The following is a 13380-nucleotide window of genomic DNA, read 5'->3' as shown; positions in this document are numbered from 1 at the left end:
GTCGAACTGATCGTGCCGATCGCCATGGAAGAGAAGCTGCGCTTCGCGATCCGTGAAGGCGGCCGCACCGTCGGCGCAGGCATCGTCGCCTCGATCGTCGAGTAACAACAAAACGGCTTATGTCGGTTTCGAAGGACCTCGCGGGCAACCGCGGGGTTTTTTCGTTTCTATTGTTTCGCCGTCATCGAAACTTGAATGTGTCTCGCCGGAATGGCAGGCTCCTGCGTCGTCAGAGGCGGAGGAGCAGATCGTGAAAAAGCGGATTCTCTTTACCGGCGGCGCCGGCAAGGCCGGGCGGCATGCCGTACCCCATCTCGTCGACGCCGGGTATGAAGTGCACAATGTCGACCTTGTTCCGCTCGACAGTCCCGGCGTCACCAACCTGATCGCCGACATCACCGACAGCGGCCAGATGTTCAACTCGCTGTCGATGCATCGGGATTTTCCAGATATGGATCAGGGGCGGGGGCCGCAGTCCTTCGACGCCGTCGTCCACTTTGCTGCCATTCCGCGCATCCTGATCAAACCGGACAACGAGACCTTCCGGGTCAATGTGATGGGGACCTACAACGTCATCGAGGCGGCGGTGAAGCTCGGGATCCGCAAGATCATCGTCGCGTCCAGCGAGACGACCTACGGCGTCTGCTTTGCCGAGGGGCACCGCGACTTCCATAGCTTCCCGCTCGAGGAGGACTACGACGTCGATCCGATGGACTCCTACGGCCTCTCCAAGGTGGTCAACGAAAAGACCGCACGTGCCTTTGCAGAGCGCTCCGGCTTCGACATCTACGCGCTGCGCATCGGCAACGTCATCGAGCCGCACGAATACGAGCGCTTCCCTCACTATTTCGCGCATCCGGAAATCCGCAAACGGATCGCCTGGAGCTATATCGATGCCCGCGACCTGGGCCAGATCGTCAAGCTCTGCATCGAGAAGGACGGGCTCGGTTTCGCGGTCTTCAATGCCTGCAACGACACGGTGTCTGCCAACACGCCGACGCGCGAGCTCGCCAGGCGCTTCTATCCGAATGTCCCCTTCACCAGGGAGATCGGCGAGTTCGAGGGGCTGCTTTCGAACAGGAAGATTCGCGAGGTCCTCGGCTTCAAGGAGGAGCACGATTGGCGGAAATATGTGCCGCCGGAAAACTAGCGCCCATGCACCGAAGGCGCTGACGGCCATGAGAGAATTTTCTTGGCACTTTTTGCGCTTTTGTCGCGAATGCGCTTGAAAGGATCCGGCAAACTGAATAAGAAGCCGCAGACTTGAGATGCATCCGGTCGCGGTTGTGCATCTTGGTCTAGGGGTATAGCTCAGTTGGTAGAGCGGCGGTCTCCAAAACCGCAGGTCGGGGGTTCGAGCCCCTCTGCCCCTGCCAGTCTCCCCATTCTTGCCCTGTCGTTGGAATTCGGCACAGAATGTGCGGGACAGGCGGCGCAGCCGTCTTTATATATTCACAAAAAAGACCGATCGGCTCTTGTGGTTTTTGGAATCGGTCTTTATGTAGGGTCCAAACAGACACGCGGTGCGTGGGGCTGCAACATCGGCTTTACGCGCCGTAATGGCGTGAGCATTTTATGGCATCCAAAACGAATCCGTTCACGTTTCTGCAGCAGGTACGCTCTGAAACGTCAAAAGTGACTTGGCCTTCGCGGCGTGAGACGACGATCTCGACGCTGATGGTCTTCGTCATGGTCTCTTTTGCCGCCGCCTTTTTCTTTGGTGCGGACCAGTTGATGGGTTGGCTGATGAGCCTGATCCTCAACGTTGGCGCTTGATTTGGGTGGAGAGAAGCATGGCTGCCCGCTGGTATATCGTTCACGCCTATTCGAATTTCGAGAAGAAAGTCGCCGAATCGATCGAAGAGAAGGCCAGGCAGAAGGGTCTGTCGCATCTGTTTGAGAAGATTCTCGTGCCGACCGAGAAGGTGGTCGAGGTTCGTCGCGGCCGCAAGGTCGATGCGGAGCGGAAGTTCTTCCCGGGCTATGTTCTCGTGCGGGCGAACCTGACGGACGAGGCTTACCACCTCATCAAGAACACGCCGAAGGTGACCGGGTTTCTCGGGACGGACAGCAAGCCGGTGCCGATTCCGGATCATGAGGCCGATCGGATTCTCGGTCAGGTCCAAGACGGCGTCGAGCGTCCGAAGCCTTCGGTCTCCTTCGAGATCGGCGAGCAGGTCCGTGTGTCGGATGGCCCCTTCGCCTCCTTCAACGGCATCGTTCAGGATGTCGATGAAGAGCGCTCGCGCCTGAAGGTCGAAGTTTCGATCTTCGGTCGCGCCACTCCGGTCGAGCTGGAATACGGCCAGGTCGAAAAGGTCTGAAAGAGCGAAGCTTACTGAATTGGGCAGGTTGACGTGTCGGCCTGTTCCGGCGGAGTGATCCGCATGCGCGTGGGAGGGATCCGGTCTTAGCCGGGCCGGTATGTCCGCACCACGCAACCGCAGCCGCCGGTCAACCGACCGGCAAGGAGCCGGGCAACCGGCTGAAAAGTTCCCGTTTCCGGCTTGGCCGGGCGGGGCAAAGAGAGGCAGAGAGAAATGGCTAAGAAAGTAGCAGGCCAGCTCAAGCTGCAGGTCAAGGCCGGCTCGGCGAACCCGTCGCCGCCGATCGGTCCTGCGCTTGGTCAGCGTGGCATCAACATCATGGAATTCTGCAAGGCGTTCAATGCCGCCACGCAGGAAATGGAAAAGGGTATGCCGATTCCGGTCGTCATCACCTATTACCAGGACAAGTCCTTCACCTTCATCATGAAGCAGCCGCCGGTCAGCTACTTCCTGAAGCGCGAAGCGAAGATCCAGTCCGGTTCGAAGACGCCGGGCAAGGCCAAGGCAGGTTCGATCTCCAAGGCTCAGATCCGCACGATCGCAGAGGCCAAGATGAAGGACCTCAACGCGGCCGATATCGAAGGCGCAATGGCAATGGTCGAGGGCTCCGCCCGCTCCATGGGCCTGGAAGTGACGGGCTAAGACCATGGCGAAGATTGCAAAGCGTGTACAGAAGTCCCGCGAGGGCATTGATCCGGTGAAGGTCTACGGCCTCACTGAAGCCGTGACGCTCGTCAAGGAGCGTGCGACCGCCAAGTTCGACGAGACGATCGAAGTGGCGATGAACCTCGGCGTCGATCCGCGCCATGCCGACCAGATGGTCCGTGGCGTCGTCAACCTGCCGAACGGCACCGGCCGCTCGGTTCGCGTCGCCGTTTTCGCCCGTGGCGCCAAGGCCGATGAAGCCAAGGCCGCCGGCGCCGACGTCGTCGGTGCGGAAGACCTGGTCGAGATCGTCCAGGGCGGCAAGATCGATTTCGATCGCTGCATCGCGACCCCGGACATGATGCCGCTCGTCGGCCGTCTCGGCAAGGTTCTCGGCCCGCGCGGCATGATGCCGAACCCGAAGGTCGGCACCGTCACCATGGACGTCACCGCAGCCGTCAAGGCTTCGAAGGGCGGCGCCGTCGAGTTCCGCGTCGAGAAGGCCGGCATCGTTCACGCCGGCATCGGCAAGGCATCCTTCGATGCCAAGGCGCTGGAAGAGAACATCCGCGCTTTCGCAGACGCGGTGATCAAGGCGAAGCCGACCGGCGCCAAGGGCAACTACGTCAAGCGCGTGGCGATCTCCTCGACGATGGGCCCCGGCCTCAAGATCGATCCGGCAACGCTCAGCGTCGCCTGATGAATTCACGGGCTTCGGCCCGAACTTGAATTTCCGGCCTTTCGGGGCCGGAAATATCCGGGCTTCGGCCCGGACTCCTGTCCGAGATTGCGGGTGGTTCTACCTTAATCACCATTGCCCGCATGAGACGGGGAAGACCTGGATTTCATGTGACGCCGCAGGCGTCGAAATTCGGTTCGAACCTCGCTTGCCTTGTGTCAGACCCGGCTATCCGGGAACGCCAAGGGACAGGATCCTTAAGCGTTGCTTGGGATCGAGCATGATCCCCGGTGACAAAGGCAAACCCGGCAGGGCTGCGATGAGCAACCCTGTCAACTGGAGACAGACAGTGGAAAGAGCGGAAAAACGCGAATTCGTCACGGAGCTGAACGAAGTCTTCAAGGCTTCCGGTTCGGTTGTCGTGGCCCACTATGCTGGTGTCACAGTTGCGCAAATGAACGACTTCCGTTCGAAGATGCGCGCTGCTGGCGGCACCGTCAAAGTCGCGAAAAACCGCCTGGCCAAGATCGCTCTTCAGGGCACCGAGTCGGAAGGGATGACTGATCTCTTCAAAGGACAGACGCTGATCGCATTCAGCGCTGACCCGATCACGGCTCCCAAGGTCGTCATGGATTTCGCCAAGACCAACGACAAGCTCGTTGTTCTGGGCGGCGCCATGGGCACAACCACGCTCAACGCCGAAGCAGTCAAGTCGCTTGCGACCCTGCCTTCGCTCGACGAGCTGCGCGCAAAGCTGCTGGGTCTTCTCAATGCCCCGGCAACGCGCGTCGCGACGGTTGTCGCAGCACCGGCAAGCCAGCTTGCCCGCGTGTTCTCGGCCTATGCCAAGAAGGACGAAGCCGCCTGAGGCGGATTTTCGCTGTTGTATCTAAAACCGGTTCGAACCGAACAAAAGGAAAAGTAAAATGGCTGATCTCGCAAAGATCGTTGAAGACCTCTCCTCGCTGACCGTCCTGGAAGCTGCTGAGCTTTCCAAGCTGCTCGAAGAAAAGTGGGGCGTTTCTGCTGCTGCTCCGGTAGCAGTTGCTGCTGCTGGTGGCGCTGCTGGCGCTGCTGCTCCGGCTGAAGAAGAAAAGACCGAGTTCGACGTCATCCTGACGGATGCCGGCGCGAACAAGATCAACGTCATCAAGGAAGTCCGCGCCATCACCGGCCTCGGCCTCAAGGAAGCCAAGGACCTCGTCGAAGGCGCTCCGAAGGCTGTCAAGGAAGCCGTTTCCAAGGCGGAAGCTGCTGACCTCAAGAAGAAGCTCGAAGACGCTGGCGCCAAGGTCGACGTCAAGTAATTCGGCGAAATGCGAAGGGAGGGGGCCCTTGTGGCCGCCTCTCTTTGACCGTTTTTGGAACATATTACCCAAAGGCCTGTCGAAAACGGCTTTTGGGTAATGGGTTCTTCAAGAGGATGGTCGCGATCGGGAGACAGCACAGCGGTCCGTGCTGGCGTCTTTCGAAAGCTTGACGAGATTGAACTACTCATTTGATCGACGGGATCGACTGGCCATCGGTTCCCGTCCGTTGCAGGCCCGGATGCAAGATTGACAAGGAGCGACGATGGCTCAGACCCTTTCGTTCAACGGTCGTAGGCGCGTACGCAAGTTTTTTGGTAAGATCCCCGAAGTCGCAGAGATGCCCAACCTCATCGAGGTCCAGAAGGCGTCCTACGACCAGTTCCTCATGGTGGAAGAGCCCGCAGGCGGGCGCCCCGACGAGGGACTTCAAGCTGTTTTCAAGTCGGTATTTCCGATCAAGGATTTTTCGGGCGCTTCGATGCTCGAATTCGTGTCCTACGAATTCGAACCGCCGAAGTTCGACGTCGAAGAATGCCGTCAGCGCGACCTGACCTATGCGGCGCCGCTCAAGGTGACGCTGCGGCTGATCGTGTTCGATATTGACGAGGACACCGGCGCCAAGTCGATCAAGGACATCAAGGAACAGAACGTCTACATGGGCGACATGCCGCTCATGACGGACAACGGTACCTTCATCGTCAACGGCACCGAGCGCGTCATCGTTTCGCAGATGCACCGTTCGCCGGGCGTTTTCTTCGACCATGACAAGGGCAAGAGCCATTCGTCCGGCAAGCTGCTCTTCGCCGCGCGCGTCATTCCGTATCGCGGTTCGTGGCTCGACATCGAGTTCGACGCCAAGGACATCGTGCACGCCCGTATCGACCGTCGCCGCAAGATTCCGGTGACGTCGCTCTTGATGGCGCTCGGCATGGACGGCGAGGAGATCCTCAGCACCTTCTACACGCAGTCGCTCTATCAGCGCGACGGCGATGGCTGGCGCGTGCCGTTCCAGCCGGATGCCCTGAAGGGCCAGAAGGCGATTGCCGAGATGATCGATGCCGACACCGGCGAAGTCGTCGTCGAGGCCGGCAAGAAGCTGACGCCGCGCCTCCTGCGGACGCTGCAGGAAAAGGGCGTGAAGGCGCTCAAGTCGACCGATGACGAGCTCTATGGCAACTACCTGGCTGAGGACGTCGTCAACTACGAAACCGGCGAAATCTACTTGGAAGCCGGTGACGAGATCGACGAGAAGACGCTTCCGGTCATTCTGTCGGCCGGTTTCGACGAGATCCCGGTTCTCGACATCGACCACATCAATGTGGGCGCCTATATCCGCAATACGCTCGCTGCCGACAAGAACGAGAACCGGCAGGATGCGCTGTTCGACATCTATCGCGTCATGCGCCCGGGCGAGCCGCCGACCATGGATTCCGCCGAAGCCATGTTCAACGCGCTGTTCTTCGATGCGGAGCGCTACGACCTCTCGGCCGTCGGCCGCGTGAAGATGAACATGCGTCTCGACCTCGACGTGGCGGACACGGTCCGCACGCTCCGCAAGGAAGACATCCTGGCGGTCGTCAAGATGCTGGTCGAACTGCGTGACGGCAAGGGCGAGATCGACGATATCGACAACCTCGGCAACCGCCGCGTCCGCTCGGTCGGCGAGTTGATGGAGAACCAGTACCGTCTCGGCCTCCTGCGCATGGAGCGCGCGATCAAGGAACGCATGTCCTCGATCGAGATCGACACCGTGATGCCGCAGGACCTGATCAACGCGAAGCCGGCCGCTGCTGCCGTTCGCGAATTCTTCGGCTCCTCGCAGCTCTCGCAGTTCATGGTCCAGGTGAACCCGCTGTCGGAAATCACCCACAAGCGCCGCCTTTCGGCTCTTGGCCCGGGTGGTCTGACTCGCGAGCGCGCCGGCTTCGAAGTCCGCGACGTGCATCCGACTCACTACGGCCGTATCTGCCCGATCGAAACGCCGGAAGGTCCGAACATCGGTCTGATCAACTCGCTCGCGACCTTCGCCCGCGTCAACAAGTACGGCTTCATCGAAAGCCCGTACCGGAAGATCGTCGACGGGAACGTGACGAGCGACGTCGTCTATCTGTCGGCGATGGAAGAGGCGAAGTATCACGTCGCTCAGGCCAACTCGGTGTTGAACGATGATGGCTCCTTTGCCGAAGAATTCGTCGTCTGCCGTCATGCCGGCGAAGTTATGCTGGCACCGCGCGACAACATCAACCTGATGGACGTTTCGCCGAAGCAGCTCGTTTCGGTCGCCGCGGCGCTCATCCCGTTCCTCGAGAACGATGACGCCAACCGCGCGCTGATGGGCTCGAACATGCAGCGCCAGGCCGTGCCGCTGCTGAGAGCCGAGGCTCCGTTCGTCGGCACCGGTATGGAATCGGTGGTCGCGCGTGACTCGGGTGCAGCGATTGCCGCCCGCCGTGGCGGCGTCGTCGACCAGGTCGATGCGACGCGTATCGTTATCCGCGCCACCGAAGACCTCGATCCGTCGAAGTCGGGCGTCGATATCTACCGTCTGCAGAAGTTCCAGCGCTCCAACCAGAACACCTGCGTCAACCAGCGCCCGCTGGTCACCGTCGGTGACCTGGTGAACAAGGGCGACATCATCGCCGACGGTCCGTCGACCGATCTCGGTGACTTGGCGCTCGGCCGCAACGCGCTCGTCGCGTTCATGCCGTGGAATGGCTACAACTACGAAGACTCGATCCTGCTTTCCGAGCGGATCGTGCGCGATGACGTCTTCACCTCGATCCATATCGAGGAATTCGAAGTGATGGCACGCGACACCAAGCTCGGTCCGGAAGAAATCACGCGCGACATTCCGAACGTATCGGAAGAAGCACTGAAGAACCTGGACGAAGCCGGTATCGTCTACATCGGCGCAGAAGTTCAGCCGGGCGACATTCTGGTCGGCAAGATCACGCCGAAGGGCGAAAGCCCGATGACGCCGGAAGAAAAGCTGCTGCGCGCCATCTTCGGCGAAAAGGCTTCGGATGTCCGCGATACGTCGATGCGCATGCCGCCCGGCACCTTCGGTACCATCGTCGAAGTTCGCGTCTTCAACCGCCACGGCGTGGAGAAGGACGAGCGTGCGATGGCGATCGAACGCGAGGAGATCGAACGCCTCGCCAAGGACCGCGACGACGAGCAGGCGATCCTCGATCGCAACGTCTATGCGCGCCTGGTCGACATGCTTCGCGGCCACGTCGCCGTTGCCGGCCCGAAGGGCTTCAAGAAGGGCACCGAGCTTTCGAACGCCGTCATCAGTGAGTATCCGCGCTCGCAGTGGTGGATGTTCGCCGTCGAGGACGAGAAGGCCCAGGGCGAGATCGAAGCGCTCCGCGCCCAGTACGACGAATCCAAGTCGCGTCTCGAACAGCGCTTCATGGACAAGGTCGAGAAGGTCCAGCGCGGCGACGAGATGCCTCCGGGCGTCATGAAGATGGTCAAGGTCTTCGTCGCCGTGAAGCGCAAGATCCAGCCGGGCGACAAGATGGCCGGCCGTCACGGCAACAAGGGTGTCGTGTCGCGGATCGTGCCGATCGAGGACATGCCGTTCCTCGAAGACGGCACGCATGTCGACGTCGTGCTGAACCCGCTCGGCGTTCCGTCGCGCATGAACGTCGGCCAGATTCTCGAGACGCATCTCGGCTGGGCTTGCGCCGGCATGGGCAAGAAGATCGGTGCGATGCTTGACGCATACCACGAAAGTGGAGACATCAAGCCGCTCCGCACCACGATCGATGACGTCATCGGATCGGGCCCGAAGGGCGAGCCGATCAAGCAGTACGACGACGAATCGATCGTGCGGCTGGCCGAGCAGACCCGCCGCGGCGTGTCGATCGCAACGCCGGTCTTCGACGGCGCGGTCGAGGCCGACGTTAACGAGATGCTGGAGAAGGCCGGTCTGAAGGTGACGGGTCAGTCGACGCTCTATGATGGGCGAACCGGCGATGCGTTCGACCGGCAGGTGACCGTTGGCTACATCTATATGCTGAAGCTCAACCACCTGGTCGACGACAAGATCCACGCCCGTTCGATCGGTCCGTACTCGCTCGTTACCCAGCAGCCGCTGGGCGGAAAGGCGCAGTTCGGCGGCCAGCGCTTCGGCGAAATGGAGGTCTGGGCGCTCGAGGCTTACGGCGCCGCCTACACGCTGCAGGAAATGCTGACGGTCAAGTCGGACGACGTGGCCGGCCGCACCAAGGTCTACGAGGCGATCGTCCGTGGCGACGACACGTTCGAGGCGGGCATTCCGGAGAGCTTCAACGTTCTCGTCAAGGAAATGCGCTCGCTCGGCCTCTCCGTCGAGTTGGAAAACTCGAAGGTCGAGGACCTCGGCACCACGGCGCAGCTGCCGGACGCGGCGGAGTAAGTCGATATCCGGTGCGTGCCGCTAATCGGCGCGCACCGTTTCCGCCGCCGGGCATCTCTTTCGCCCGCGGCAGGAACAGGGCCGCACCCGATGCGGTTTTAGCTGTTTATGGGGCAGGGGCCGGCGCCCGGGATTTGCCGGCACCCTCGCCAAGCTCAGGGCTTAATGCCCGCAAAGGAGACAGGCATGAACCAAGAGGTCATGAATCTTTTCAATCCGCAGGTGCCTGCACAGACCTTCGATTCCATCCGGATTTCGATCGCGTCGCCGGAGAAGATTCTTTCCTGGTCTTACGGTGAGATCAAGAAGCCGGAGACGATCAACTACCGCACCTTCAAGCCGGAGCGCGACGGCTTGTTCTGCGCGCGCATCTTCGGACCGATCAAGGACTACGAGTGCCTGTGCGGCAAGTACAAGCGCATGAAGTACAAGGGCATCATCTGCGAAAAGTGCGGCGTCGAAGTGACGCTGTCGCGCGTTCGCCGCGAGCGCATGGGCCATATCGAGCTCGCCGCGCCCGTTGCCCACATCTGGTTCCTGAAGTCGCTGCCGAGCCGCATCGCGACGCTGCTCGACATGACGCTGAAGGATATCGAGCGCGTCCTCTATTTCGAAAACTACATCGTCACCGAGCCGGGCCTGACTTCGCTCAAGGAGAACCAGCTTCTCAGCGAAGAAGACTACATGATCGCCGTCGACGAGTTCGGTGAGGACCAGTTCACGGCGATGATCGGCGCCGAAGCGATCTACGAGATGCTCGCTTCGATGAATCTCGAGAAGATCGCCGGCGATCTGCGCGCGGAAATGGCCGAGACGACCTCGGATCTGAAGCAGAAGAAGCTGATGAAGCGGCTGAAGATCGTCGAGAACTTCATGGAATCCGGCAACCGTCCGGAATGGATGATCATGAAGGTCGTTCCGGTGATCCCGCCGGACCTGCGTCCGCTCGTGCCGCTCGATGGTGGCCGCTTCGCGACGTCGGACCTCAACGACCTCTACCGCCGCGTCATCAACCGTAACAACCGTCTGAAGCGGCTGATCGAGCTGCGCGCGCCGGGGATCATCATCCGCAACGAAAAGCGGATGCTGCAGGAATCCGTCGATGCGCTGTTCGACAACGGTCGCCGCGGTCGCGTCATCACCGGTGCCAACAAGCGTCCGCTGAAGTCGCTCTCCGACATGCTGAAGGGCAAGCAGGGCCGCTTCCGCCAGAACCTGCTCGGCAAGCGCGTCGACTATTCCGGCCGTTCGGTCATCGTGACCGGTCCGGAGCTCAAGCTGCACCAGTGCGGCCTGCCGAAGAAGATGGCGCTCGAGCTCTTCAAGCCGTTCATCTACGCCCGCCTCGACGCCAAGGGTTATTCCTCGACCGTCAAGCAGGCGAAGAAGCTGGTGGAAAAGGAAAAGCCGGAAGTCTGGGATATCCTCGACGAGGTCATCCGTGAACACCCGGTCCTCTTGAACCGTGCGCCGACGCTGCACCGCCTGGGCATCCAGGCCTTCGAGCCGATCCTGGTCGAAGGCAAGGCAATCCAGCTGCACCCGCTCGTCTGCACCGCCTTCAACGCCGACTTCGACGGCGACCAGATGGCCGTTCACGTGCCGCTGTCGCTCGAAGCCCAGCTTGAAGCCCGCGTGCTGATGATGTCGACGAACAACATCCTGCATCCGGCAAACGGCGCTCCGATCATCGTTCCGTCGCAGGACATGGTTCTCGGCCTCTACTATCTGTCGATCCTGAACCAGAACGAACCGGGTGAAGGCATGGCCTTCTCCGACATGGGCGAATTGCACCATGCGCTGGAGACCAAGGCGGTCACCCTGCACGCCAAGATTCGTGGTCGCTACAAGACCGTCGACGCCGAGGGCAACCCGGTTTCGAAGATCTATGAAACGACGCCCGGCCGCATGATCATCGGCGAACTCCTACCGAAGAACCCGAACGTTCCGTTCGAAATCTGCAACCAGGAGATGACCAAGAAGAACATCTCGAAGATGATCGACGCGGTCTATCGCCATTGCGGCCAGAAGGACACGGTCATCTTCTGCGACCGGATCATGCAGCTCGGCTTCTCCCATGCCTGCCGCGCCGGCATTTCGTTCGGCAAGGACGACATGGTGATCCCGGACACCAAGGTGAAGATCGTCGGCGACACTGAAGCGCTCGTGAAGGAATATGAGCAGCAGTACAATGACGGCCTGATCACCCAGGGCGAGAAGTACAACAAGGTCGTCGACGCCTGGGGCAAGGCAACCGAAAAGGTTGCCGAGGAAATGATGGCCCGCATCAAGGCGGTCGAGTTCGACGACAATGGTCGCCAGAAGCCGATGAACTCGATCTACATGATGTCGCACTCGGGTGCGCGTGGTTCGCCGAACCAGATGCGTCAGCTGGGCGGCATGCGCGGCCTGATGGCCAAGCCGTCGGGCGAGATCATCGAAACGCCGATCATCTCGAACTTCAAGGAAGGCCTGACCGTGAACGAGTACTTCAACTCGACGCACGGTGCCCGTAAGGGTCTGGCGGACACCGCCTTGAAGACCGCCAACTCCGGTTACCTGACCCGTCGTCTCGTCGACGTGGCGCAGGACTGCATCGTCACGCATGTCGATTGCGGTACGGACAAGGGTCTGACCATGACGGCGATCGTCGATGCCGGTCAGGTCGTCGCCTCGATCGGCCAGCGTATCCTCGGTCGTACGGCGCTCGACAACATCGACAACCCGGTCACCGGCGAACGCATCGTCGATGCCGGCAGGATGATCCTCGAAGCCGATGTCGCAATCATCGAGAAGGCCGGCATCCAGTCCGTCCGTATTCGTTCGGCGCTGACCTGCGAAATCCAGACCGGCGTCTGCGGCGTCTGCTATGGTCGTGACCTGGCGCGCGGTACGCCCGTCAACATGGGCGAAGCCGTCGGCGTCATCGCCGCGCAGTCGATCGGTGAGCCGGGTACGCAGCTGACGATGCGTACGTTCCACCTTGGCGGCACCGCAACCGTGGTCGATCAGTCGTTCCTCGAAGCGTCCTACGAGGGTACGGTCCAGATCAAGAACCGCAACATGCTGCGCAACTCCGACGGCGTCCTCGTCGCCATGGGCCGCAACATGGCGATCCAGATCCTCGACGAACGCGGCGTGGAGCGGTCCTCGCAGCGCGTCGCCTATGGTTCGAAGATCTTCGTCGACGACGGCGACAAGGTGAAGCGTGGCCAGCGTTTCGCCGAATGGGACCCGTACACCCGTCCGATGATGACGGAAGTCGAAGGTACCGTTCACTTCGAAGACGTGGTTGATGGCATCTCGGTTCTGGAAGCGACGGACGAGTCGACCGGCATCACCAAGCGTCAGGTTATCGACTGGCGTTCGACGCCGCGCGGTACCGACCTCAAGCCGGCGATCGTCATCAAGGACAAGAACGGCAGCATCGCGAAGCTCGCCCGCGGCGGCGAAGCCCGCTTCATGCTCTCGGTCGATGCGATCCTTTCGGTTGAGCCGGGACAGAAGGTCAGCCAGGGCGACGTTCTTGCCCGTTCGCCGCTCGAAAGCGCCAAGACCAAGGACATCACCGGTGGTCTGCCGCGCGTTGCCGAACTCTTCGAGGCACGTCGTCCGAAGGATCACGCCATCATCGCGGAGATCGATGGTACGGTTCGCTTCGGCCGCGACTACAAGAACAAGCGTCGCGTGCTGATCGAGCCGGCCGAAGACGGTGTCGAGCCGGTCGAATACCTGATCCCGAAGGGCAAGCCCTTCCATCTTCAGGACGGCGACTACATCGAAAAGGGCGACTATATCCTCGACGGCAATCCGGCGCCGCACGACATCCTGGCGATCAAGGGCGTGGAGGCACTTGCTTCCTACCTCGTCAACGAAATCCAGGAAGTCTATCGTCTGCAGGGCGTTGTCATCAACGACAAGCACATCGAGGTGATCGTCCGCCAGATGCTGCAGAAGGTCGAAATCACCGATGCCGGTGACTCGAGCTACATCGTCGGCGACAATGTCGATCGC

General features: G+C 60.8%; 10 protein-coding genes and 1 tRNA gene. All 11 read left to right on the top strand.

Going from position 1 to position 13380, the window contains the following annotated elements; genetic code table 11:
• Nucleotides 1-105: EF-Tu C-terminal domain-related protein (locus N181_RS32710; RefSeq protein WP_134887923.1), on the top strand; the 105-nt coding region annotated here is incomplete at its 5' end.
• 145 nt (nt 106-250) lie between these two features.
• The gene (locus tag N181_RS30515) at nt 251-1150 is read left to right on the top strand and encodes an NAD-dependent epimerase/dehydratase family protein (RefSeq protein WP_037402242.1); all 900 of its coding nucleotides are present in this window, start codon (nt 251-253) and stop codon (nt 1148-1150) included.
• Nucleotides 1151-1300: 150 nt separating this feature from the next.
• Nucleotides 1301-1376: transfer RNA gene (locus N181_RS30510), tRNA-Trp, on the top strand.
• A 199-nt stretch (nt 1377-1575) separates the two neighbouring features.
• Complete coding sequence (gene secE, locus N181_RS30505; RefSeq protein WP_012707741.1) at nt 1576-1776, top strand: preprotein translocase subunit SecE; 201 nt, start codon at nt 1576-1578, stop codon at nt 1774-1776.
• 17 nt (nt 1777-1793) lie between these two features.
• Complete coding sequence (gene nusG, locus N181_RS30500; RefSeq protein ID WP_014328056.1) at nt 1794-2324, top strand: transcription termination/antitermination protein NusG; 531 nt, start codon at nt 1794-1796, stop codon at nt 2322-2324.
• A 216-nt stretch (nt 2325-2540) separates the two neighbouring features.
• A complete protein-coding gene (gene rplK / locus N181_RS30495) occupies nt 2541-2969 on the top strand; it encodes a 50S ribosomal protein L11 (protein WP_012707743.1) in 429 nt (142 codons plus the stop codon).
• Nucleotides 2970-2973: 4 nt separating this feature from the next.
• Nucleotides 2974-3672, top strand: a complete 699-nt coding sequence (gene rplA / locus N181_RS30490; RefSeq protein WP_014328057.1) for a 50S ribosomal protein L1 — start codon at nt 2974-2976, stop codon at nt 3670-3672.
• A 328-nt stretch (nt 3673-4000) separates the two neighbouring features.
• The gene (gene rplJ, locus N181_RS30485; RefSeq protein ID WP_037402238.1) at nt 4001-4519 is read left to right on the top strand and encodes a 50S ribosomal protein L10; all 519 of its coding nucleotides are present in this window, start codon (nt 4001-4003) and stop codon (nt 4517-4519) included.
• 58 nt (nt 4520-4577) lie between these two features.
• A complete protein-coding gene (gene rplL / locus N181_RS30480) occupies nt 4578-4958 on the top strand; it encodes a 50S ribosomal protein L7/L12 (protein ID WP_014328058.1) in 381 nt (126 codons plus the stop codon).
• Between the two features lie 265 nt (nt 4959-5223).
• Nucleotides 5224-9366 (top strand): DNA-directed RNA polymerase subunit beta, encoded by a 4143-nt coding sequence (rpoB, locus tag N181_RS30475; RefSeq protein ID WP_060564144.1) that lies wholly within the window; start codon nt 5224-5226, stop codon nt 9364-9366.
• Between the two features lie 186 nt (nt 9367-9552).
• Nucleotides 9553-13380, top strand: a 3828-nt coding sequence (gene rpoC, locus N181_RS30470; RefSeq protein ID WP_060564142.1) for a DNA-directed RNA polymerase subunit beta', incomplete at its 3' end; no start/stop codon positions are given.

The sequence above is a fragment of the Sinorhizobium fredii USDA 205 genome, assembly GCF_001461695.1.
GTDB lineage: Bacteria > Pseudomonadota > Alphaproteobacteria > Rhizobiales > Rhizobiaceae > Sinorhizobium > Sinorhizobium fredii.
The sequence above is the reverse complement of the archived record's forward strand: the minus strand, read 5'-3'. Positions and strand labels throughout refer to the sequence as shown.